Genomic DNA, 23,037 nt, shown 5'->3' with positions numbered 1-23,037 from the left:
CCTGTAGGATTGCCTGATCGAAAAAAAACCTTTCAGGCAGTTTGGTAAGCATAAGATTGTGAATTTTTCAGGCGAACGGTACAATAGAACAAATCGTGACTTTTAGCCGACATTTTTAAGAAGGTGCTCACATGAATCAACCATTGGAAAAGCCGTTGTTTCCCCCGTATCTGGCTCTTGTCATCGGTGTAATCGCCGTCTCCACGTCCGCGATTTTCGTCAAGCTGTCCAGCGCGCCTGCGCCGATTGTTGCCACGTATCGGCTGATTTTTTCCGTCGTCCTGACGCTGCCGTTTTTGCTCTGGAATCGCGGCGCTCTGGCGGAGATCGGAAGCATGGGCAAAAAAGTGTGGCTACTCTGTCTATTGTCCGGGGCATTTTTGGCCAGCCATTTTCTGTTGTGGTTCGAGTCGTTGAACTACACGTCTGTCGCCAGCTCAACCGTGCTGGTAACGTTGCAGCCCTTATTTGCCTTTATCGGCGGTTACTTCTTTTTCGGGGAGCGCGTGCGGCTGCTTGCACTCACAGGCGGATTGCTCGCCATCGCAGGCAGCTTCGTCATTGGCTGGGGAGATTTTCAGGTCGGAGGCATGGCTCTGCTGGGCGACGCGCTCGCCTTGCTCGGAGCGATGACCGTCACCGGCTACTGGCTGGTCGGCCAATACATTCGCCAGCACATGTCTTCCTTTACCTACACACTGGTCGTCTACACGGCGACGAGCGTGATCCTGGTCGCGTACGACCTCGTCTTGGGCTACCCGCTCGTCGGCTACCCTGCCCAGGACTGGGGCTGGTTTTTCTGCCTCGCGCTGTTTCCGACCCTGCTCGGCCACTCAATTTTTAACTGGGTCATCAAATGGTTGAATACGACCACGATTTCCATGGGTATCCTGGGAGAACCGATTGGAACGGCGATATTGGCTTACTTCATCCTGGGGGAAGTTGTAACCGTACCGCAATGGGTCGGCGGGCTGATAATCATTGCCGGAATTTATGTGTTTATTCGCTATAACCAACCAGCAAAAGGAGTGTCTCAAGGTGAACAAGCACCCCCAACCCCGAAAAAGCTTGCGTGAATTTGTAAAAGGCTTGAACGTCTGGGCAAAGATCGGCTGGACGATTTTGCTTGGTTATATTGTAGGAAGAATTGTGTACTGGTTGTGGAAGGTTTTGTCTTAACGACCGCCAGAAACAGCTCGTGGAGGAAACAGGAGAAACAAGCGAAAGGTCTTTGGGACTCCTACCCCGCCAGGGTCCCAAGCACCTGCAGCGGTTTCTCCTGTTTCCTCCCTCCCCTGCAGCCACGATCCACATCTTTTTCCAGCAGTCAGCCCACGCAACCATACATATATGAAAGAAGGGTCACTCCCACCGCCCAAAATGAGGCTTGCAGAGTGACCCTTTCGCTTTACATTTCAGGCAGCCGCCTTTTGCTGCTCAGGCGCCTGCGGCTTTTGCTTGGGTTTTTGATGCAAAAAGTACAAAAGCGGAATCGAAAGCGCAATCGGAATGACAGAGACGAGGAACGTATCCCCAATCCCTCGCACCAGCGCTTCCTTCGCCATCATCCCGTACAGGACTGTACTCGCCCCTCCCGAAGCGCTCGCCGCATCTACCCCCACCTGCGCATACATGCCGGAAATGCCGCTGATAAACTGCGTCGCCAAATCCGGATTGAGATTGTCGGCAATGGACGCCATGTGAAAATTTTGGCGAGCCTGCATGATAACCGTCAAAATCGCAATCGCAAACGAGCTCATCACCTGACGCAGCACGTTGGAAAGAGGGGAAGCATCCCCGACACTCGTGCGCGGCACGGCGTTCATCCCGACAGTGGACAGCGTCATCATGCACAGCCCGATCCCGATCCCGCGGATGGTCAAAATCATGTTCATCCAGGAGTGCATGCTGTCTGCGGCGAGATTGTGCAGCTCATAGGTCGTAACCGTCATGATCGTCAGTCCGACCAGACCGATCGGGCCGATGCCGTACTTGTCCATCAGTTTGCCGCTGATCGGCATCATCAATGCCATCGCAATCGATTGCGGCATCAGCAAAATCCCCGACTCCATCGCCGTCATCCCCTGGATGTTTTGCAAAAAGATCGGCATCAGGAAAATCCCGCCCATCATCCCCATCATGACAAAGCCGGAAGTCACGATACTGATGGAAAATACAGGAATTTTCAGCAACCGCAAATCAAGCAGCGGTTGTTCTTTTCCCAGCTCCACCCAAACGAACAGCGCCAGGCACATGATCGCCACGAAAAACAGACTGACGATGTAAAACGACGTCCAGCCCTCTGCCTGCCCTTTGCTGAAAGCGAGCAGGAGCGCACCAAAGCCGGCAATCGCCAGGATAGCCCCGGGGTAGTCGAACTTCAGCTCCGGCTTTTTCGGCGTTTCCTTGAGCAGAACCATACTCATGATTACGGCAAAAATCCCGAACGGAACCCCGATCAAAAACAAAAACTGCCAGCTCAAAAATTCGATGAGGTACCCGCCCAGAGTCGGCCCCAGCGCGGGCGCGGTCATCGAGGCAATCCCGAAAATCCCGAGTGCCATTCCGATCTTTTCGCGCGGGACGATCATGTAAATCATCGACATCCCAATTGGCATAATCATCCCGCCACTCACCCCCTGCACGACGCGGAAGGCAATCAGGGAAGCATCGCTCCAGGCGAGCGCACAGAGGACGGAAGAAATCGTAAATGCCGCAAGCGACAGAACAAATATTTTTTTCGACCCAAATTTGGCTGACAACGAGCCGCTCATCGGAATCATGACGGCATTTGCCAGCATGTAGCCCGTCAAAACCCATTGCATGGTCTCTGTCGTGGAGCCAAATATGCTGACCATGGTGGGCAGGGCAACGTTAATCAAACTGTTATTCAAAATCGCAACGAAGGTTCCCGAGAGGATCGCCATCAGGGACAGCCACATGCTGCCGCCTTTATCCTCCCGCTGTGCCACCGCTTCCGCCATGCCATCACCCCCGTTAGTTTGCGATTACCTTGGTGCCCTCGGACAATTGATCTGTCGGATTCAGCACAATCTGATCGTTGTCTTTGACACCTTGCGTGACGGTTGTCCATTCACCGCTCGAGTTGTCTACCGAAACCTCCACCTGATGGACGACATCATTGTCCACGGTGTAAATGTAATGCTTGTTATCTTTTGCGAGAACTGCCGAGCTTGGTACTTTCAGCCCTTGGCTGGCCTGACCTTGCAGCACGACCTCTGCTACCATCCCTGCGCGCAGCAGCCCTTCCTGGTTGCTCACTTTGACCTTGATCGGGAACGAGCTGCTGTTGGCGTCAGAAACCGGGGAGACGAACTCCACTGTTCCTTGCAAAACCTTGCCGCCCAGACTGCCTACTTTTACGTCAACCGTAGAGCCTACTTTGACATTGTTGATCTGATCTTGCGGGACGCTCGCCTCTACCTTCACGTCCGCCATATTGACCAAAACCAGAAGCGGCGCGCCTGCTGTCGCCATCTCGCCCGGATCTATCGAGCGCTTTGCGACGATCCCGCTGATGGGCGCGCGGATGATGGTGTTCTCGTAGCTGCTTTTTGCCATTTCCAGGCTGGAATTGAGACGGCTTACTTCTGCTTGCAGGGCAGCGACAGTATCTGCAGTCGGGCCCGCTTTCGCCAGATCGTACTGCGCCTGCGCCTGCTCCAGACCCGTGCGCGCCTTTTCCAATTCGAGCGAAACTTTTTCCAGTTCCGCCTGGGACAGCGCTCCTGCGTCAAACAACGCTTTCATCCGGTTGTAGTTGCTCTCTGCTACTTTCAAACCTGCCTGTGCTTGCGTCACGACACTTGCCAGTTGGGTGAGCTGCTCGTCGCGCGCCCCTGCTTTTGTATCGCGCAGCTTGGCGTTTGCTCCGGCAATCGCGGCTTGCGCCTGGTTGATTTGCTGCTGGTAGTCTGCCGCTTCCAGCGTCACCAGAACATCCCCTGCCTTGACGACAGAGCCTTCCTGGGCGTTGACGCTCGCTACCTTGCCGGATACTTTGGAGACGACCTGAATCTCATCCGCAGCGATAATTTTCCCGCTGGCAATGAGGCCGGATTGCGCAGACGCGACTTTCCACGTCTTCACAACCGGGACGTTTTCTTCTTGGGACGAGGCAGAAGATGTATCACTGCAGCCTGCAGTCATGAGCGAGATCGCCATCATCACGGCCGCCATCGATTTCCATTGTGCTGTCTTTTTCATGCCAGATTACATCTCCTTCACTCGCACTTTGATCTCGGCGTTCAAACCGGCAGCCAAATGAACACCTGCTGTGTCGTCAATGGCAATTTTAATCGGAATTCGCTGGGTGACTTTGGTGAAGTTCCCGCTTGTGTTTACGGCTGGCATCAGCGAAAAAGTGGAGTTGGTTGCTTTTCCGATCTCTGTCAGATGGCCAGTCAGCTTTTTGCCAGGGTAGGCATCCAGCGTAAATTCGACCTTTTGTCCCAGTTTCAAGCGCTGGATCTCCGTTTCTTCCATGTTGGCGGAGATGTACAGTTTGCTCTCGTCAATCACCAGCGCTACAGATTGTCCCGTAGAAACAATCTCGCCTTCCTTCGCTTGCGTTTTGATGACGGTACCGGTGATCGGGGAGCGCAGCAAACTGTTTTCCAATTGATTTGTCGCGACGTTGGTCGTGTCTTGCTGCCCAATGATCTGGTCGGCTACGACTGTGTCGCCTTCTTTGACCGTAAGCGCAATCAGCTTGCCTGTCATTTTGGGCATGACCCGATAAATGTCTCCTGCCACTCTGGCATCCTGCGTCGTCACGTAATGTTCCCCCTGATACCAGTAGTAGTAACCGATGCCCCCGCCCCCTGCGACAAACAGAAGCAGGATGACATACAATACCAGTTTTCGCTTCATGATTTCTCCTCAGCTTTCTCTCTCTTCTAGTTTCGCAATCAGCGTTTCCATGGAGTAAATAATGCCGTCCAGGTCTTCTTCCGAAAAACCGTCGAAAATACGCTTGTAAAATTCCTCTGAAAATAAGTCCACCTTGGCAAACAGTTCGGTAATCTTCTCCGTCTTTCGAATCCAGACGACGCGGCGATCCTTGTCATCGCGCACACGCTCGACCAGCTGCTCCCGCTCCAGCCGATCAATAATGCCGGAAACGGTGCTGTACGACAGATCGACAGCCTTGCTGATCTGGCCGATTGTCTTCGGATCGCAGTGGATTTGCCGGATGACCATCAGCTGGGGAACCGTCAAGCCGTACTTGCTCAGCTCCTTCGTCGCCATCGTCGTAAACGTCTTGTTCAGACGCTTCAGCAAATCCCGAATATGCAGAGGCTTGTTCATGATACACTCCTTTCCTACCTAATATTTCGGGCACGAAATTTTTATCACAGGAAACACTATACGACTTTTTTGTTTTCGTGGCAACTATTTCTTCTGCTTAAATTTTAACTAGGTAATTAGATAAATGCTCACGTAAAAAAACCAACATGCCCGCTCCCTTCAAGGCAATGTTGGTTCTGTAATCGTCTCTGGACTTGCCGGCCCTTCCTCCGGCGTTTTTTGGCTCACGCTCGGCACATGGCGCGGCTCGTATTCGATCTCGGGAAAAGAGTTCACTGTCACGTACATCGTCCCGTTTCCGGCAATGGCGCGGATCATGACCGGGTACGCGTATTTGTTCTGGAAAACAAAGTCCGGGCCGTACCAGCTCACGGTCGCATCCCTGCCGGGGGGCACATAGGCGACATTTCTGCTGTGGGAATAACGCTGCACGATATGCAGTCCCGCCTTGTCCACCGCATTGAACAAAGTCGAGGATACCTGGCAAATCCCGCCGCCGATCCCTTCGGAAAGCTCGCCCCTGACGATGATGGGCGCTGGCAAATAGCCTTTTTCCTTCGTCCTCTTGCCGACTACCTTGTTGAAGGAAAAAGTTTCCCCGGGAAATAAGACGTAGTTGTTGATCGCCTGGGCAGCGAGCTTGATATTGTGAGAGCGGTTTTTGTTTTGCGAGTTGAAATAAGTGGCGTACTGCCCGATTACTTTTTTCCGCACCTGGCTGAGCAGAGCCTTGTCCACCTTCGGATGCACTTCCTTGCAGGTGACTTGCATGGTCGCTGCACCCTGGCCGTAGTAATACTGGTAAAACTGTTCCAAAAATGCAGCTTCGTCCAGCTTGCGGCCTTTTTTCTCGGGGACGATGGCTCCATGCGCATTAATGGTCGCGTTGATCGGCTCTATGTACGCCTCCTTGGCTACTGCGTCCAACAGTTGTTGCAACTGGTAGTCATCCGCGACGGGAACACCGCCAACAGGCAAGGTATAATCCGCCCGGTCCAGGATGGCTACCGTTTTGTCTCCCAACTCGACGTGCAAGAAGTTGGTTGGATCAAGTGGATTGGCTAGCAAAAGCAAAGCCAGAGTCAAAGCATACCCCATCCGGCCGCTCACCTCCTTCCTGTAGTATGAACAGCCGAACGGGTTTCATGCGGTCATGCACAGTATCTTTATCTCGTCCGTGCCAGTCTGCTCATGATCGCCTGGGCGACGGCGTTTAGTCGTGTCTGGTCCGCGACTTCGGCATATATGCCGTTCAGTTGATCGCGCAGTTCCTTGGCTGCGAGCAAGGACGCCGTAGCTTCCTTGATTTTTTGCGTGTAGCGAGCCTTGATGTCGGCCAGCTCCTCCTCATACTTCTCGTCGGTGCCAGGAGCGATGGCCCGCGTGTACATGTCGATAATCTCGTCTGTCTCCTTGCTGGGGAAGTATTCGTGCGGCGCGGTGCTGTCGAAAATAGCCAGCCCTTTTTCCGGCACGATCACCATGTCGAGACTGTTCGGGTCCAGTCCGCAGTGGTACACCTCGACATCGAAGCCGCGGCTTTCCGCTTCGGCCACCAGCTTTTTCAGCATGGTCGACTTGCCTGAGCCCGGCCGCCCTTTGATGAAGTAGCGCTTCTGCATCGAGTCCGTCAGCTTCATGATGTGATCGACAGGCCCATGCGGCGTGGCGGCTCCCAGGTACATTCTGCGCACCTGCGCCTTTTTTTCACGCTTTTCCTTGCCAAAAAACAGTGCAATCACTTCTTCCGTAACGCGGTTGGCTTCTTCCCGGTTCAGATTTTCAATGTACAGCGCCTCCCATTCATCGTGAATGCGCAGCGCGTCTCCGAACGCCTGGTAGGCTGTTTCACTCCAGAAAAAAATATCCTCATACCACGCCGCGATCTGTTTTTTGTAACGCGCCAGTTGCTCCATGGCCACCGCCGATTGCAGGTTGACCTGGATTTCCGTAACGCCTGGCGCAGCGGGTCGCCACGTACGGGGATAGCTGCCGTCCATAATGGCGACCTTCCACTCGTGAAAAACAACCCCGTCGTATTGTCCGTTTACAAAAGGAGAATGAATCCACTCCACCTGGTCCGTCTTGCCGGACATTTCCTTGCCAATCGATTCGATGAGCGGAGACGTGACTCCCTCCACCACTCCGGACAAAATGTAGACGCGCTCCATCCCTTGCAGGACCGAATCGTAAAACGTTTTGTATCCTCGCGCCGTATTGCCTGCGGCGTAGATGTGGCGTACTTGTTTTGTCATGCCATTCCCTCCCGTACTTCTTTTGCTGAAATTGGAGTTGAATCGTTGTATTGTATGCAGCGAGGAAGAAATAGGCGTCTGTCATGACAGGAAAAAGCCGCTGCAGGCATCAGACGGCTCGCAGCGGCTTTTTTCGCTTATTGGCTTTGCGCCCAGGCAAACGTGTTTGCCGGGGCTTATTTGTTCAGGTCGGTCATTTTGCCCGTGGACATGTAGATGATCCACTCGCAAATGTTGGTGACGTGATCGGCAATCCGCTCCAAATATTGCGCCACCAGCAAGAGATGAGTCCCCTGGGAAATCGCGTTGCCATTTTTGGTCATGACTTCGATCAGGTCACGGAAAATCGTAGCAAACAGTTTGTCGACGATGTCGTCGCGAGCGGCGATCTCCTCTGCCGCTTCCTTGTTGCGGGCGATATAGGCGTTCAGGCAGTCTCGCACCATCGTTTTGACGTGATCTGCCATCAACGGGAGGTCAATCAGCGGTTTGATGTACGGCTCAACCATCAGGCGGCGCGTCGTCTTGGAGATCGACACCGCGTGGTCGCCCATCCGCTCCAGGTCCGTCACCAGCTTGAGCATCGTTCCCAGCCGGCGCAGGTCGCTTCCGACCGGCTGCTGCAAGGCGATCAGGCGGAAGCAGTCGCTTTGAATCTCCTGCTCCAGCTCGTTGATGACCGGATCACCGGCAATGACTTCTTCTGCCAACTGAACATCCCGCTCCACCAAGCTTTTGATCGATTTATGAATGGCTTCTTCCACAAACGTGCCCATGGACATGAGCTTGCGATGCAATACATCCAGCTGCTCTTCGAAAGCGTGCCGCGACATGTTCCTCGTCCCCCTTCATTTGTCTGACACGACAAATCGTACAGGAGGAATGTATGGCACGGGTAAAGCTACTATTTTGTTTGTGTAAATCTTTCAACTGAGCGGCAAAGTGACGGTAAACGCAGTGCCTTTTCCTTCCACACTCTCCACCCCGATCTGGCCGTGCAGGTTTTCGACGAGGTGCTTGACAATCGCAAGGCCAAGCCCTGTTCCCCCGGAGTCGCGGCTGCGCGCTTTGTCGACACGGTAAAAGCGCTCGAAAATGCGCGTGAGGTCTTTTTCCGGGATACCGATGCCCGTATCGGCTACCTGAATCGTCACGTGCTCGGCGTCTGCTTCTGCCCGGATCGTGATCTCGCCGCCTTCCGGGGTGTAGGCAATCGCGTTCGTCATCAGGTTCAGGACGATTTGCTGGAGACAATCTTTGTCCGTCATCAGCCAAATGTCCGGCTGGCTGTCCGGCAGCGTTACCTTCAGATGCTTTTTCAGCGCCTGGTCGTGCATGATCGCCGCAGCCGAGCGAATCAGCTCTTGCACATGCACGCGGCTTACTTGCAGGGGAATCCGCTTCTGCTCGATTTTGGACAAGTCCAAAATGTCACGGATCATCCGGTACAGCCGTTCGCTCTCATCCGAAATAATTTGCAGGAAATTGCGGCACGTTTCCTCGTCGTGCATCGCTCCTTCCAAAAGCGTTTCCGTAAACCCTTTGATCGAGGTGATCGGTGTCCGCAGCTCGTGCGAAACGTTGGCCACAAAGTCGCTGCGCATCTTTTCCAGACGGCGAATGTCCGTGATGTCGTGCAGGACGACGACGACGCCTCGCGATTCCCCCTTGAAATTGATGTACGGGGCAAAATTGACGTCGAGGATGCGCTCCTGCGGATAGTAAATGTGGATCTCCTGCCGGAACTTCTCGCTTTTGTCCAGGCATCTGTCAATGTATTGGGAAAGGCCGAAGCTTTTGCCCGCCTCGATGTGCAGCCTGCCTACCAGCTCGTGTCCTGCGGTTCCGAGCAGCTTTTCCACTGCGGGATTGACGAGCATGATTCTGCGCTGTTCCGAGATAAATATGACACCGCTTGTCATATTGGTCAGCACCCCGGCAAGCCGCTGCTGATTCTCGGAGATTTCGTACATTTGCTGTTCCAGGCTGGACGCCATGAAATTGATCGCTCCGGCGAGCTGGCCGATCTCGTCCTTGGCCTTGATCCGCACCCGGCTCTCGTACTGGCGCTGCGTAATGTTGCGGGCGACGCGCGTAATTTCCTCGATGGGACGAATGATGGAAAAGGAAATGCGCGACACGACAATCGAGCCGACCACCAGTGTCACGAGCAAGCCTGTCAGCAGGCTGTACCACATGTTATGAACCGTATCTGTAATGTCTTTCATCGACATGGCCGAACGGACGGCACCGACAATGTTCGTCCCCTGCTCGACCGGCACTGCTACGTACATCATGTCGTAGCCCAGCGTCTCGCTGAAACGGCGGGAGATGCCGATTTCCCCCTTGAGCGCCGCTTGCATTTCCGGCCTGTCGTGATGGTTTTCCATCTCATCGGCATGGGTGGAGTTGTCGTACAGCACCTGGCCTTCGCGGTTGATGATCGTCAGGCGTACTTCGTCGGATGGCGCCACCTGCAGAACGCGATCTGCAAGCGACTCCTGATTGTCAAAAACGGTCGGGAAGCGGACCGCCTGGGCAACCAGCTTGGACTCGCGGGACAAAAGCTCATGCAGCGATTGCAAGTAAGAATTTTCCAGAACCTTTGCAAAGTACATCCCCATCAACAGGAGGACTAATGAGATTAATCCCAGTATGGTGAAGGTGAGTTTGATCCGAAAGCGAGTCAAGGTTGTGCCCCCCGTTTGTTATCCTTCCAGCTTGTATCCCAAGCCGCGAACGGTTTTAATGTAGCGCGGGTTTTTCGTGTCTTCTTCCAGTTTTTCCCGCAGGTGGCTCACATGCACGTCCACGATGCGGGAATCCCCGATAAAATCGTAGTTCCAGACGGCGTTCAGCAGCTGGTCGCGGGTGAGCACCCGCCCCTGGTGGCTGGCGAGGTAGTTGAGCAGTTCAAATTCCTTTGGGGTCAGCTCTACTTTTGTATCCTGGCAAAAGACTTCGTACTTTTCCGGATAGATGCGGATGTCGCCAAACCGGATCACGACCTCTTCCGGCGCAACCGCAGCTTCCGGCGTGGCCTGAAAGCGCCGGAGAATGGCTTTTACGCGGGCGACTACTTCGCGCGGGCTGAACGGCTTGGTCAAGTAGTCGTCAGCACCCAGCTCCAGACCCAAAATTTTATCGAGCTCATCATCCTTTGCCGTCAGCATGAGGATCGGCGTGTTAATGCGTTCCTGGCGCAATGTTTTACAGACGTCCATGCCGTCCATTTTCGGCAGCATCAAGTCGAGAATGATGAAATCGGGCTGCTCACTTTTCACCATATCGAGCGCCTGTCTGCCATCAAAGGCGGTCACTACCTGGAAACCCGCCTTTTCCAGATTGAATTGCAGCAGCTTCACGATGGAAGCTTCGTCATCCACTACCAAAACTTTAATCATTTTGTCCGTTTCCCCCTACCAATGCGATGCTGCAGATTATGGTTTACAGACCTTCGTCCTCTGGTTGTTTTTTCTCTCTACATTCTCAGTCTGCCAATGCGGAAAGCGGAAAACAAGTAATTTTTTTGTAAAGATGTTTGGCGGGACAAAAAAAGACGCCCTTCCGAAGAAAGGCGTCTTTCGCTATTCATCTCCATCCGGCTATTTCAAAACAGCCAACACATTGCGCACGGAATCAGCCGATTTGTCGAGCGCTGCTTTTTCCTCTGCAGTGAGCTCCAGCTCGATCACTTTCTCGATCCCGTTTGCCCCAAGAAGGGTCGGTACGCCAAGGTAGAGATCGTGGTAGCCGTACTCGCCTTGCAAAAGCGCAATGGCAGGCAGGATACGTCGTTTGTCCTTGATGATCGCTTCCGCCATCTGCACCAGCGAGGCAGCCGGGGCGTAATAGGCGGAACCGTTACCGAGCAGGTTGACGATTTCGCCGCCGCCTTTGCGGGTGCGTTCGACGATGGCATCGAGGCGATCTTTCGGGATCAAGGTTTCCAGTGGGATGCCGCCCGCGTACGAGTAGCGCACCAAAGGAACCATGTCGTCGCCGTGTCCGCCGAGCACGAAGCCTGTCACATCTTCAACCGAGATGTTCAGTTCCATCGCCACGAAGGTACGGAAACGGGCCGTATCCAGCACGCCGGATTGCCCGATTACGCGCTCTTTCGGGAAGCCGGACGTTTTGTAGAAGGTATAAGTCATCGCATCAACAGGGTTGGAAAGAACGAGCACAATCGAGTTTGGCGCATACGTTTTCACTTGCTCCGCCACCGATTTCATGATGGCTGCGTTTGTGTTCACGAGGTCGTCGCGGGACATGCCGGGCTTGCGGGCAATCCCTGCGGTGATGATGACCAGATCGGAACCTTTGATGTCCGCGTAGTTCGCTGTCCCTGTAATGTTGGCGTCGAAGCCAAGCACAGGGGAAGACTCCATCATATCCAACGCTTTTCCTTTTGTCGGGTTTTCCAGTTGCGGAATGTCAACCAGTACGACGTCACCCAGTTCTTTTTGCCCCAAAATAAATGCTGTGGTTGCACCAGTGAAGCCACTGCCGATAACAGCAATTTTTTTACGGTTGAATGCCATGACTTAACTCCCCTCCAAAATGTAAGGTAATAGTTTCCAAACTATCTCTATCTTACATGTTTTGAATCAGCGCGTCAGCAAACTCGGAGCATTTCAGTTCGGTTGCGCCTTCCATCAGGCGAGCGAAATCGTATGTGACGGTTTTCGCGGAGATGGTTTTTTCCATGGCGTTGATAATCAGGTCAGCCGCTTCGTTCCAGCCCAGGTGACGCAGCATCATTTCTCCGGACAGGATCACGGAGGATGGGTTCACTTTGTCCAGACCAGCGTATTTTGGAGCTGTACCGTGAGTTGCTTCGAAGATCGCATGGCCAGTCAGGTAGTTGATGTTTGCACCTGGAGCGATACCGATACCGCCAACTTGTGCAGCCAGTGCGTCGGAGATGTAGTCACCGTTCAGGTTGAGGGTTGCCACTACATCGTACTCGGCTGGACGAGTCAGGATTTGTTGCAGGAACGCGTCTGCGATCACGTCTTTTACGATGATTTTGCCTGCTGCTTCTGCTTCTTTTTGCGCTTTGTCAGCGTCGCCGCCTTCAGCCTTGATGCGGTCGTATTGTGCCCAGGTGAACACTTTGTCGCCGAATTCCGCTTCTGCCACTGCATAACCCCAGTTTTTGAACGCGCCTTCGGTGAACTTCATGATGTTGCCTTTGTGTACGAGGGTAACGGATTTGCGTTTGTTGTCGATCGCGTAGTTGATCGCTGCGCGAACCAGACGCTCAGTACCTTCTTTGGAAACAGGCTTGATACCGATACCGGAAGTCTCTGGGAAGCGGATTTTCTTCACGCCCATTTCGTTTTGCAGGAAGTCGATTACTTTTTTCACTTCTGGAGTACCTTCTGCCCACTCAACACCAGCGTAGATGTCTTCTGTGTTCTCGCGGAAGATAACCATGTCTGTCAATTCAGGATGTTTCACTGGGGATGGCACGCCGTCGAAGTATTGAACAGGACGCACGCAAGCGTACAGATCCAGCTCTTGGCGCAGCGCCACGTTGATGGAACGGATACCGCCGCCTACTGGTGTAGTCAGAGGACCTTTGATGGCGATCAGGTATTCGCGAATAGCGGTCAGTGTATCTTCTGGCAGCCACTCGTTGTATTTGTTAAACGCTTTTTCCCCTGCGAATACTTCGAACCAGGCGATTTTTTTCTCGCCTTTGTATGCTGTTTCTACTGCTGCATCCAGAACGCGAACGGAAGCTCTCCAGATGTCAGGGCCGGTACCGTCACCCTCGATGAAAGGAATGATCGGGTTGTTAGGAACTACCAGTTTGCCGTTGTCCACGGTGATTTTTTCGCCAGCAGTTGGTTGTGCAAGGTCTTTGAACACAAGAATCCCTCCAGTGTTGAGATAGTTAGGTGAATATGAATATTTCCAGACGTAGGAGAACTACCACTGCTTGTGGTAGTTCTCAAGCTTGCGCTTAGGGACCGGTCAGCAAAAGCTGGACCAGCTTGCCCTCCACGCTCGAAAATAGCAGGTGTTTAGCGGCGGTCAATTGGCACGTAGTGTTGGTTGACCGGACCGGTGTAATCCGCGCGTGGACGGATCAGACGATTGTTTTCGTACTGTTCCATGATGTGGGCCGTCCAGCCGGACATGCGGCTGATGGCGAAGATCGGTGTGAACAGGTCTGTCTCCAGGCCGAGAGAGATGTACACGGATGCGGAGTAGAAGTCAACGTTTGGCTTCAGTCCTTTTTCCTTGGAGATCATGTCGTCGATTTTCACGGACATTTCAAACAGCTCTGGACGACCGATTTGCGCGGTCAGCTTTTGGGACATTTGCTTCAGCCATTTCGCGCGTGGGTCACCATCTTTGTACACACGGTGTCCGAAGCCCATGATTTTCTCTTTGTTGTCCAGTTTTGAGCGGATGTAGGATTCCACGTTGTCGATGCTGCCGATTTCCACCAGCATTTTCGCAACGGCTTCATTTGCGCCACCGTGCAGAGGGCCTTTGAGCGTGCCGATTGCAGAGACGATACCGGAGTAAATATCAGTCAAGGTTGCAACGGTTACGCGAGCGGCAAAGGTAGATGCATTGAACTCATGGTCAGCATGCAGAACCAGCGCTACGTCAAACGCTTTCACAGCTGTTTCTGTTGGCTCTTCGCCAGTCAGCATGTAGAGGAAGTTTTGCGCGATGGTAAAATCTGCACGAGGAGCAACCGGTTCCAAGCCTTTGCGCATGCGCTCATAAGCAGCAATCAGAGTAGGAGTTTGGGCCACCAGACGGATGGATTTGCGATAGTTGGCTTCAGGAGACATATCTTGCGCTTCTGGATCGTAGAGCGCTAACGAAGAGACAGCTGTGCGCAACGCCGCCATTGGGTGTACGCCTTTTGGATAGTGGCGAATGCTCTCCAGCACTTCTTTTGGCACTGCGGCATTTTCGCCCAGTTGTTTTTTCAAAGTCTCCAGCTGATCTCGCTTCGGTAACGCTCCATGCCAGAGCAAATATACAACCTCTTCAAAAGTTGCATGTTCTGCCAGCTCATCGATGTTGATCCCGCCGTAGCAAAGAACACCATCGACGATCGAACAGATTGATGATTGAGCGGCAACGACGCCTTCTAGTCCACGTGTTGTTGTCATTGAACTCCCTCTCCTTTTCCACTCAAAGTAGTAGCGCTTATCCAGTCTCGCTTATCCTTGCGACTGATAAACGACTTGATCCACAGCAAATATGAAGTTGATAGTAGCGGTTTCTTTCATCCACCACTCTTTTGTCAGGGAATAGATCCACGCAAATCCTCAGAGCATGCCAAGGGGGAGAGGCAGGAGAAAAGAATCCACTATAAGTCGACCCAATTATAAAAGATTATAGCGATTTTGTGAATAAGATTGGCGAAAAAATGTTTCAAAGGATGAAACGCAGTTTTGTTTTTTTCGCGATCTTGCTCCATTTATACGGCTTGCTGCATAATAGTTCCATAAGCATTTGCGCGCTGTTTTATGGCAGAAAGGAGATATTTGTTGAATCAGGAAAACTGGGTGGAGCGCCTCTTCCAAATCATTCGCTTTTTATGGGTTTGCCTGCTTGTGTATGTAGGAATTTGGCTGTTTCAGTTTGCAACACCATTACTTTACCCATTTATCATTGCTTTACTCATTGCGCTCTTGATCCACAAGCCTGTCACGTACATCACGAAAAAGTTCAAGATTCCGCGCTGGCTGTCGGTGACGCTCGCCTTGCTCGTTTTGATGCTGTTTGCCATCGGGCTTGTGACATTGGTCGTCACGGAAACCGTCGTGGAGATCGGTGAGCTGGCCAAACGTCTGCCGGGCTTTGCCCAGGAACTGTCCGATTATTTGCAGCGGACGATCTCGCAGGACTTTTTGCTCGGCATTTACAACCAGGTGCAATGGATTTACGACCAGCTTGATCCGAACTACAAGGACAAAATCAGCAACACTGTCGGCAGCGGCATCACTTCCATCACCCATGCCGGCCAAAACCTGGTTCTCAGCTTCCTGGACGGCCTGAAAAACGTGCTCGTCTCGTTGCCGAACATGGCTACCGTATCGGTGATTTCCATCATGGGCGCATTCTTTATTTCCAAAGACTTTTTCCTCTGGGAAGCGCGCTTCCGGAGACTTTTGCCAAGCGGCGTCAACAATCGGCTGGACCAGATTTTCCGCGACCTGCGCGGCGCTTTGCTCGGCTTTCTCAAGGCACAGCTGACGCTCATCTCGCTGACTGCCGCCATCGTGATCGTCGGACTCCTCATCATGCGCGTCGAATACGCCGTTACAATCGGGCTGATTACCGGCCTGGTCGATCTTTTGCCGTATCTCGGAACGGGGACCGTCTTCGTGCCCTGGATCATCTACCTGTTTTTCAAGGGCAACTACACGATGGTCATCGGACTGTCCATCCTGTACGCTGTCGTCCTCATCTTCCGCCAGATCATCGAGCCAAAGGTCGTAGCGGAAAGCGTCGGTCTCGACCCGCTGCTCACACTGGTCGCGCTGTTCGTCGGCCTGCAGTTGTTCGGTTTTTTGGGACTGATTATCGGCCCTGTTTCGCTCGTGCTGATTAACGCGCTGGTCAAGGCCAACGTGTTCGTGGACGTCTGGAGCTACATTCGCGGAAAACGCACCTGACAAAAGAACCGCTTTCGGGCCGGCCGTGTGAAGGGAGGCCGTTGCCCGAAGCGGTTCTTTTTTTGCCAACTGCTCTTTTATCTGCGGAAAAAGAAGCGGATGCGTCCCGACGAGATCAAATACCACAGCCATTGTTTCAGCAAGTGGCGCAAAATCATGCGAGTGTACGGAATGAGAAAAATCAGGCCGATCACGTCAGAGACGAAGCCCGGCAACAATAGCAAAATGCCGCCGATCAGGATCAGCACGCCGTCGATGATCGCCTCTGTCGGCATCTGTCCACGCGCCAACTGGAATTGCAGCAAGCGAAACACCTGGACGCCTTGCTGCTTCGCCAGCCATGCCCCGAGCAGTCCGGTCAGGATGACCAAAAAAACCGTGTTCCAGCCGCCGATCAGCGAACCGACCGTAATCAGTCCCCACAATTCCAGGCCAAATCCGACGACAAACAGGATGATGAGAAAACGCAGCACGCTACTCCCCTCCTTTATACTGGGCCTCCAACCAGGCGTAAACCTCCGGCTCTGTTCTGGCCAGGCGAATCGGCTTCAGCTCTGCGTTCGTAAACACGTGCATCGTCTCGCCTGACACGAGCAGCTCCTGGTCCGACACGCGGATAATATCGTAAGCAAACGCCAGTCGAACGGCGCTCAGCTCTTTGACCCGCGTCTGAATTTCCACCACATCGTCGTAGCGGGCCGGCTTTTTGTAAGAGATCGCGGCGTCCGTAACCGGCAATAGCACGCCTCTTTCCTCCAGCTCGCGGTAGGTAAGCCCCGCATTGCGAATCAATTCGGTTCGTCCCACCTCAAACCAGTTCAAGTAATTCGTATGGTACACCACGCCCATCTGATCCGTCTCGCCGTAGCGTACACGCAGCCGATGGGCATGAATAATCGGACTCACTCTCATCATCGCCCCTTTCTCGATACGTTTATTTTACCATAGACAATCTGATCTTGCGGCCTGACCGGAAGAACAATAGACTTTGGCAAAATACAAAGAGGGAGAGACGCGTGGTGACTGTCTCTCCCTCTTCTCTTTTTCTATCTGGCGCGCTTTGATTAACGAATCGGGCAAGCTCCGCCCTCGCAAGCTTCTGCGGTGGACAGATCCGAGTCGCCGCCCGTTTCGAATTGCTGCAAAATCGCCGGGTCGAACGGCTTCATCGATTGTTTCAGCGCCTCGTATTGCTCTTTGGTGCACTCTTCATACGGCGCGAGCTGGTAGTTTCCGCCATCCAGTTGCAGGAAGGACACGCCGACAAAATTGTCCCAGTTGGCGTAGACGATTTCTTCCACTTCGTCCCATTCTTCCTTGCGAACCGTAATCGTGTTGGAAGAGTTGTGCTCGGTGTACTCCTTTTGGAAGCGGAAGTACGTCTCGAACTGGCGTCTTGCGCTCACTTCGTTTTTCGTTTCTTTGGCACCGGACGCTACCGGGAAGTCGATCACGAGCGTCCGCGCGTTTGCCATGCGCTCTTCATGCGTTTCTCCCGGTGTGCCCACCTCGGGATGAACGGTCCAGCCGAGAGCTTGTACCGCTTTTGCCAGCGGGTCCTGGGAGTTGATCCGAATGCGGCGGATGTAGTAAGGCGAATGCGACCAGTGCAAGCCGCTGGAAACGCCGCCAGCCACCTGCGACAATGTTCCCTCCGGCTTGACGGTCGTAACGAGCAGCGGCGAGTTCACGCGCAGCTCATACGCGTAGCGGTCCGCTTCACTGCGGGCAGCCTCGCCCAGTTGACGCAGCAACTCCAGCTCCTGCTCTTCGGTGTAGCCAAGCGAAGCGAGCGCATCCTTCACGCCTGTCAGCGACGTTCCAAGCAGACGGTCGCGCTGCTGCACCGTATCCCAATGCGGCAACTCCAAAGTCACGAGCGTCATCCGCAAGCCTGCACGGGCAGATTTGCGCTGTGCGTCCAGCAGTCCGTCCAGGTCCAAATATTTGGAGCCGTCCTCGCGCTCGCGGACAAACTGCACCAGGTTCACTGTCGTCAGGTTGCAGACGCCGTACGAATCGAGCAAAATTTCCGCACAAGGGTTGAGCCCTTCCGCATTCGGGCGGCGGCGATTCGCTTCTTCCAGGTTGATAAAGCCCGGCTCGCCCTCCAACTGCATCAGCGTGAAGACCAGGTGCAAAAACTCTCTCGTCGGCTGCTTGGTGAACGCAATCGAGTTGTTGGACATGCGGCGGTGGTCAAGGCCGAAGCGTCCGTCTCCCACTTTTTGAATGCTGTCAAACCAGGCTGGCTTGTGCTCTCCCAAAAGCTCTCCAACGCGGCGGTGGTGAGCAAGCTGCTCCTCCGTCCAGAAACCGTTGATGCCGTATTTTGCCAGCATGCACTCGTAGTCATCCTGGTCAAACAGGAAAATTTCCGCAGTGCGGCGTACGCCCCCGACCACAACGTTTGCTCCGATGAGGTTGCCGATGTCGAGAATATGTACGGGGCGAATTTTGCCATACCCTTTTTCGTCGCTTTCGATTGGTGCCAGATGCTGGTCGATCTGGTTTTTCAGCACCTTGTCGATTCCTTCAAACATTTCGCGCAGCGGCTCGTGTCCGCTTGCTGTTCCGCCAAAGCGTTTCAGCCGCTCGCCTTTTGGCCGCACGCTGTTGTAGGAGATTTTGACCGTATGAATATGCTCGTAGGCCGGATCGGTGAGGATTTGCAGGTACAGGCGCAGCGACTCTACCCAGCCTTCCTTGCTGTCCCCTACGTAAATTTTCGCAAAGCCGTTGTCGAGCACATTCATCTCGGAACGTTCCAGACGCTGGTGCTTCGGAAGCGGTCGGTACTCGGAAGAAAGCAGGGTGACGTTGGTGCGGATCGGCCCAAGTCCGGCTGCCATTTCCTTCGTGCATTTAAAGCCTACGCCCGTTCCTACGAGCAACAGGTAGAACAAATCACCCAGATCGTCCCAGGATCGGATGTTCAAGAACGAGCAGTTGAAGTTGGCCAGCGGGTACAAATCTGCAACGCCGTTCTCCGCGCCGCCTACCCACAGCGTCCGTCCGGACAGAAACTGGCGAAGGTTGAACATGTTGTCGAACAGCCCTTCCGCTTCTGCCTCCATCGCCTGTTCATTTGGCTGCAGGCCGATTTTTTTCATATGTTGGTACGCAAGCTTCATATTGTAATCCACCGAGCGGCGGCATGTCTCTTTCCACGTTTCCCGTCTGCCTTTCTCCGGGAGAAAGCGAGAATAAGTCCGGTAGTAAACAAATTGTCCCAGAGGATTCATATGAGCAGGAAAATCAGGATATTGTGCTAAAAATTCATCCCTCAAAAAAACGGTGCGGGATACAGTTTCGGTCGCCAGCATGAATGTTCCTCCTTCGATTCTTTCCTCTCTAGTTAACTATCTTTACGAGAAAAACTCAATAGTTTAACCTATATATTGTGCGAAATAAAATTCGACAACACTATATATTGTGTTTTTGCTAAAAAAGTGCTTGACATCGTCAACCCGCGAAGAGAGTGGTTTTTCGCCTTTTCGCAAGACAGATGAGATCGTTTTTTCCTGAAAAAAGCACAGGCAAACTGTAAAAAGCTGCGGGCGATCAAGACGAACACCTGATCGATTTTATCAGATTCTGCCTTGGTTTGCATCACCAAAAAAGTACCGTTATCTGGAAGGTGTTAGCAAAAAATTTTTGGCTGCCAGTCGGGACAACAAAAAAGGGGTGACGAATTGCCACCCTAAGCCGATTCAATCATCATCATGGATACGAATGCGATCAGAATGCCTGTAAACACCAGGGAAACGAGAAACGCATGGATCATGGTTTTCTTCCGATTATCATCTGCGCCCTTATATTGAATGATTGCCCTGACAGCAAAGATCAGGGTGATCGCAGAAGAAAAGATGAAAAGGATATTTGTCAACTGCTGCATATGTTTACAAAACTCGCGCATGACCCGAATAAATATGTCCGCGCTCCGAGTCTACCGTGACAACCTGCCCATCTTTCAGCAAGTCTGTGGCAAACGGCACGCCTACGATCACAGGCACGCCCAGGTTCAAGCCTACGATGGCAGCGTGCGACGTCAGCCCGCCTTCCTCGCAAATGACGGCACCAGCCTTGCTGAAAGCTTCGATCATGTCCGAATCCGTTCCGATCGTCACCAGAATGGCGCCTTCCTCGACTTTTTGCAGCGCTTCCTCTGCGGAACGGGCAATCACGACCCGGCTTGTCACGACTTTGCGGCCGATGCCTTGACCTTTTGCCAACACATCGCCAATTACGTGAATTTTCATCAGGTTGGTTGTCCCGACTTCGCGCACAGGCACGCCCGCAGTAATCACCACGAGATCGCCATGGCGCACATAGCCGGCGTCGAGCGCTTCCTGCACAGACATCTCCAGCATTTCATCGGTCGTGTTCGCCAGTACGCCTTTGACCGGATAGACGCCGTTTACGAGCGCCAGGCGGCGGATGACCGCCTCATGCGGAGTAACCGCGACAATGGGCGCCTTCGGACGGAATTTGGACACCATGCGCGCCGTATGACCGCTTTCCGTTGCGGTAATGATCGCAGCAGCATCCAGATCCAACGCTGCATTGGAGACAGCCTGGCTGATCGCATCGGTAATCGTCACCTGCTTGAGCTGGGCCTGTGCGTACAAAATCTCGCGGTAGTTCAGCTCTTGCTCCGCTCTTACAGCAATGCGGTCCATCGTTTCCACGGATTCCACCGGATATTTGCCCGCAGCCGTCTCGCCGGACAGCATGATCGCATCAGTGCCGTCGAAAATCGCATTGGCAACGTCGCTTGCCTCGGCACGGGTCGGACGCGGGTTGCGCTGCATGGAATCGAGCATTTGCGTAGCCGTAATGACAGGCTTGGCCAGCTCGTTACATTTTTTAATCAGCTTTTTCTGGACGAGCGGCACTTCTTCGGCCGGAATTTCCACGCCCAGGTCGCCGCGTGCCACCATGAGGCCGTCTGTTACGGCGAGAATTTCATCGACGTTGTCGACGCCCTCCTGGTTTTCAATTTTGGCGATGATGTCAATGTGTACGTTGTGCCGCTCCAAAATTTGGCGAATTTCCAGAATGTCAGAAGCCTTGCGGACGAAAGAAGCCGCAATGAAATCAACCTGCTGCTGGATGCCGAACTCGATGTCCTGCGCATCTTTTTCCGTAATGCCGGGCAGGTTGATTTTGACGCCAGGTACGTTGACGCCTTTTTTGCTTTTCAGCGTCCCGCCGTTTTTAATGAAGCAAACGATCTCGTTCCCCTGCACTTCCTGAACCGTCAACCCAATCAAGCCGTCGTCAATCAGGATTGTGTCGCCCGGCTGGACGTCTTGCGGCAAATCCGGGTACGTAATGGAAACGCGCTCGGCAGTTCCGGCCACTTCCTCTGTCGTCAGGATCAGTGTTTTGCCTTCCTCCAGTTCGACTGCATCGACGGCGAGCGTGCCTGTGCGGATTTCCGGCCCTTTTGTATCCAGCAGGATCGCTACCGGCTTGCCCGTCTCTTCGGATGCACGACGAATGTTGGCGATTCTCGCCGCATGCTCTTCATGACTCCCATGGGAAAAATTCAAACGAGCCACATTCATTCCCGCGTGTATCAGCTTTTTCAACGTCTCGACAGACTCGCTTGCCGGTCCGATGGTACACACGATTTTTGCTTTCCTTAACATAGGAATTACGCCTCCCCTATCACACTGCTCTTCCAGCGCTGCTCGGCTAGATAGACAGTGTTCGCGCCAGTTGATATACGGATAAATCCAATTGATGCTTCTGTGACAAAGCTTCGTTGAAATCAACGTCAACGATCCGGTTGTTTTGGATGCCGACCATCCGATCTTTTTTGCCTTCCAACAGCAAGTCGACTGCGGCTGCCCCCATCCGGCTCGCCAGCATGCGGTCCATAGCGGTCGGTGAGCCGCCGCGCTGAATGTGGCCGAGTACGGTCACGCGCGTCTCCCAGCCGGTTTCCCTGGTGATCGCTTCGGCGTATGAAGCCGCACTGCCCACGCCTTCTGCCACGATGATGATGGAGTGCTTTTTGCCGCGGCGCTGTCCGGCGTGCAGACGTTCGATAATATCGTTCATGTCGTGGGATTCTTCCGGGATGATAATCGATTCCGCCCCTGCAGCAAGTCCGGCCCACAAAGCCAGGTCGCCCGCATCCCGTCCCATTACTTCAATAATGTAGGTACGCTCATGGGAAGTTGCCGTATCACGAATTTTGTCAATCGCTTCCACAATCGTATTGAGCGCGGTATCGAACCCGATTGTAAAGTCGGTGCATGGGATGTCGTTGTCAATCGTGCCCGGCACGCCGATTGTCGGAAAACCTTTTTCCGTCAGCTTTTGCGCCCCGCGGAACGAGCCGTCCCCGCCGATGACGATCAGCCCTTCGATCCCGAACTTGTGCAGTTGCTCCACCGCTTTTTGCTGTCCGGCCTCTGTCTTGAAGGCTTCGCTGCGGGCAGAGTAGAGGATGGTTCCTCCTCGATGGATAATGTCTCCAACGGAGCCGAGTGTCATTTCCTGGATATCGCCTTTCATCAAACCTTCGTATCCGTGATATACCCCGAACATCTGCACTCCGTGGTATGCGGCGCGGCGAACGGCCGCACGAATCGCTGCATTCATGCCTGGCGAATCTCCGCCGCTGGTCAGAACCGCAAGTTTTTGCATGGAATCCACCTCTCCAATCCATTCGTCTTTAGCATGTCATGAAACGGAAACAGTATGTACCATAACCTGTATGAAACATGCTGTATTACTCCATTTCGTATATCTGTTATACACACAACAGAAATGTG

General features: G+C 53.4%; 20 protein-coding genes. 2 read left to right on the top strand and 18 right to left on the bottom strand.

The features are described from left to right. Window positions 1-131 precede the first annotated feature (131 nt). On the top strand, window positions 132-1,076 hold the full coding sequence (locus tag EDM57_RS10975; RefSeq protein WP_122904807.1) for a DMT family transporter: 945 nt from the start codon (window positions 132-134) through the stop codon (window positions 1,074-1,076). 339 nt (window positions 1,077-1,415) lie between these two features. Here the strand turns inward: EDM57_RS10975 and EDM57_RS10970 are convergent, their stop codons facing one another. The 12 genes from EDM57_RS10970 to citZ all read right to left on the bottom strand — a co-directional run bounded on the left by EDM57_RS10970 (window position 1,416) and on the right by citZ (window position 14,734). Continuing rightward, on the bottom strand, window positions 1,416-2,984 hold the full coding sequence (locus EDM57_RS10970) for a DHA2 family efflux MFS transporter permease subunit (protein ID WP_122904806.1): 1,569 nt from the start codon (window positions 2,982-2,984) through the stop codon (window positions 1,416-1,418). Window positions 2,985-2,997: 13 nt separating this feature from the next. After that, a complete protein-coding gene (locus tag EDM57_RS10965) occupies window positions 2,998-4,227 on the bottom strand; it encodes an efflux RND transporter periplasmic adaptor subunit (protein WP_122904805.1) in 1,230 nt (409 codons plus the stop codon). A 6-nt stretch (window positions 4,228-4,233) separates the two neighbouring features. Further along, window positions 4,234-4,893 carry an HlyD family secretion protein gene (locus EDM57_RS10960; RefSeq protein WP_122904804.1) on the bottom strand — a complete coding sequence of 220 codons (660 nt, stop codon included), beginning with the start codon at window positions 4,891-4,893 and terminating at the stop codon, window positions 4,234-4,236. A 9-nt stretch (window positions 4,894-4,902) separates the two neighbouring features. After that, complete coding sequence (locus EDM57_RS10955; protein WP_122904803.1) at window positions 4,903-5,331, bottom strand: MarR family winged helix-turn-helix transcriptional regulator; 429 nt, start codon at window positions 5,329-5,331, stop codon at window positions 4,903-4,905. Window positions 5,332-5,490: 159 nt separating this feature from the next. Next, entirely contained in the window at window positions 5,491-6,429 is a 939-nt protein-coding gene (locus EDM57_RS10950; protein ID WP_122904802.1) for a VanW family protein, read from the bottom strand. A gap of 68 nt (window positions 6,430-6,497) precedes the next feature. Continuing rightward, window positions 6,498-7,586: a PRK06851 family protein gene (locus tag EDM57_RS10945; protein ID WP_122904801.1), complete on the bottom strand. Its 1,089-nt coding sequence runs from the start codon at window positions 7,584-7,586 to the stop codon at window positions 6,498-6,500. A 176-nt stretch (window positions 7,587-7,762) separates the two neighbouring features. Further along, a complete protein-coding gene (phoU, locus tag EDM57_RS10940; protein WP_122904800.1) occupies window positions 7,763-8,419 on the bottom strand; it encodes a phosphate signaling complex protein PhoU in 657 nt (218 codons plus the stop codon). Between the two features lie 93 nt (window positions 8,420-8,512). Next, window positions 8,513-10,276, bottom strand: a complete 1,764-nt coding sequence (pnpS, locus tag EDM57_RS10935; RefSeq protein ID WP_122904799.1) for a two-component system histidine kinase PnpS — start codon at window positions 10,274-10,276, stop codon at window positions 8,513-8,515. A gap of 18 nt (window positions 10,277-10,294) precedes the next feature. Then, window positions 10,295-10,990, bottom strand: coding sequence for a response regulator transcription factor (locus tag EDM57_RS10930; RefSeq protein ID WP_122904798.1), 696 nt, complete (start codon window positions 10,988-10,990; stop codon window positions 10,295-10,297). A gap of 201 nt (window positions 10,991-11,191) precedes the next feature. Further along, the gene (mdh, locus tag EDM57_RS10925; RefSeq protein ID WP_122904797.1) at window positions 11,192-12,130 is read right to left on the bottom strand and encodes a malate dehydrogenase; all 939 of its coding nucleotides are present in this window, start codon (window positions 12,128-12,130) and stop codon (window positions 11,192-11,194) included. A 52-nt stretch (window positions 12,131-12,182) separates the two neighbouring features. Continuing rightward, entirely contained in the window at window positions 12,183-13,466 is a 1,284-nt protein-coding gene (icd, locus tag EDM57_RS10920; RefSeq protein WP_122904796.1) for an NADP-dependent isocitrate dehydrogenase, read from the bottom strand. 155 nt (window positions 13,467-13,621) lie between these two features. Next, on the bottom strand, window positions 13,622-14,734 hold the full coding sequence (gene citZ / locus EDM57_RS10915; protein ID WP_122904795.1) for a citrate synthase: 1,113 nt from the start codon (window positions 14,732-14,734) through the stop codon (window positions 13,622-13,624). 381 nt (window positions 14,735-15,115) lie between these two features. Between citZ and ytvI the strand changes: the two genes are divergently transcribed. Further along, on the top strand, window positions 15,116-16,246 hold the full coding sequence (gene ytvI / locus EDM57_RS10910; RefSeq protein WP_122904794.1) for a sporulation integral membrane protein YtvI: 1,131 nt from the start codon (window positions 15,116-15,118) through the stop codon (window positions 16,244-16,246). A 77-nt stretch (window positions 16,247-16,323) separates the two neighbouring features. On the opposite strand, the gene EDM57_RS10905 is transcribed toward ytvI, so the two are convergent. From EDM57_RS10905 to pfkA, 6 genes are all read right to left on the bottom strand, one after another. Then, window positions 16,324-16,719 carry an FxsA family protein gene (locus EDM57_RS10905; RefSeq protein WP_122904793.1) on the bottom strand — a complete coding sequence of 132 codons (396 nt, stop codon included), beginning with the start codon at window positions 16,717-16,719 and terminating at the stop codon, window positions 16,324-16,326. Window position 16,720: 1 nt separating this feature from the next. Continuing rightward, window positions 16,721-17,152 (bottom strand): acyl-CoA thioesterase, encoded by a 432-nt coding sequence (locus EDM57_RS10900; RefSeq protein ID WP_122904984.1) that lies wholly within the window; start codon window positions 17,150-17,152, stop codon window positions 16,721-16,723. A gap of 158 nt (window positions 17,153-17,310) precedes the next feature. Beyond that, window positions 17,311-19,572, bottom strand: coding sequence for a ribonucleoside-triphosphate reductase, adenosylcobalamin-dependent (gene nrdJ / locus EDM57_RS10895; RefSeq protein ID WP_122904792.1), 2,262 nt, complete (start codon window positions 19,570-19,572; stop codon window positions 17,311-17,313). Window positions 19,573-19,949: 377 nt separating this feature from the next. Then, window positions 19,950-20,144 (bottom strand): hypothetical protein, encoded by a 195-nt coding sequence (locus EDM57_RS10890; RefSeq protein ID WP_122904791.1) that lies wholly within the window; start codon window positions 20,142-20,144, stop codon window positions 19,950-19,952. Window positions 20,145-20,148: 4 nt separating this feature from the next. Beyond that, window positions 20,149-21,903, bottom strand: coding sequence for a pyruvate kinase (gene pyk / locus EDM57_RS10885; RefSeq protein WP_122904790.1), 1,755 nt, complete (start codon window positions 21,901-21,903; stop codon window positions 20,149-20,151). Window positions 21,904-21,949: 46 nt separating this feature from the next. Beyond that, window positions 21,950-22,909: a 6-phosphofructokinase gene (pfkA, locus tag EDM57_RS10880; RefSeq protein ID WP_122904789.1), complete on the bottom strand. Its 960-nt coding sequence runs from the start codon at window positions 22,907-22,909 to the stop codon at window positions 21,950-21,952. Window positions 22,910-23,037 lie beyond the last annotated feature (128 nt).

The organism is Brevibacillus gelatini (genome assembly GCF_003710935.1).
GTDB classification, from domain to species: domain Bacteria; phylum Bacillota; class Bacilli; order Brevibacillales; family Brevibacillaceae; genus Brevibacillus; species Brevibacillus gelatini.
Note: the sequence above shows the minus strand (reverse complement) of the source record. Positions and strands in the feature narration are given on the sequence as shown.

Coding starts and splice junctions, on each gene's coding strand:
- phoU (WP_122904800.1), bottom strand. CDS start 8,419: ATGTCGCGGCACGCTTTCGAAGAGCAGCTGGATGTATTGCATCGCAAG.
- pyk (WP_122904790.1), bottom strand. CDS start 21,903: ATGTTAAGGAAAGCAAAAATCGTGTGTACCATCGGACCGGCAAGCGAG.
- EDM57_RS10930 (WP_122904798.1), bottom strand. CDS start 10,990: ATGATTAAAGTTTTGGTAGTGGATGACGAAGCTTCCATCGTGAAGCTG.
- EDM57_RS10945 (WP_122904801.1), bottom strand. CDS start 7,586: ATGACAAAACAAGTACGCCACATCTACGCCGCAGGCAATACGGCGCGA.
- EDM57_RS10975 (WP_122904807.1), top strand. CDS start 132: ATGAATCAACCATTGGAAAAGCCGTTGTTTCCCCCGTATCTGGCTCTT.
- citZ (WP_122904795.1), bottom strand. CDS start 14,734: ATGACAACAACACGTGGACTAGAAGGCGTCGTTGCCGCTCAATCATCA.
- EDM57_RS10970 (WP_122904806.1), bottom strand. CDS start 2,984: ATGGCGGAAGCGGTGGCACAGCGGGAGGATAAAGGCGGCAGCATGTGG.
- EDM57_RS10890 (WP_122904791.1), bottom strand. CDS start 20,144: ATGCAGCAGTTGACAAATATCCTTTTCATCTTTTCTTCTGCGATCACC.
- nrdJ (WP_122904792.1), bottom strand. CDS start 19,572: ATGCTGGCGACCGAAACTGTATCCCGCACCGTTTTTTTGAGGGATGAA.
- pfkA (WP_122904789.1), bottom strand. CDS start 22,909: ATGCAAAAACTTGCGGTTCTGACCAGCGGCGGAGATTCGCCAGGCATG.
- EDM57_RS10955 (WP_122904803.1), bottom strand. CDS start 5,331: ATGAACAAGCCTCTGCATATTCGGGATTTGCTGAAGCGTCTGAACAAG.
- EDM57_RS10965 (WP_122904805.1), bottom strand. CDS start 4,227: ATGAAAAAGACAGCACAATGGAAATCGATGGCGGCCGTGATGATGGCG.
- EDM57_RS10960 (WP_122904804.1), bottom strand. CDS start 4,893: ATGAAGCGAAAACTGGTATTGTATGTCATCCTGCTTCTGTTTGTCGCA.
- EDM57_RS10950 (WP_122904802.1), bottom strand. CDS start 6,429: ATGGGGTATGCTTTGACTCTGGCTTTGCTTTTGCTAGCCAATCCACTT.
- mdh (WP_122904797.1), bottom strand. CDS start 12,130: ATGGCATTCAACCGTAAAAAAATTGCTGTTATCGGCAGTGGCTTCACT.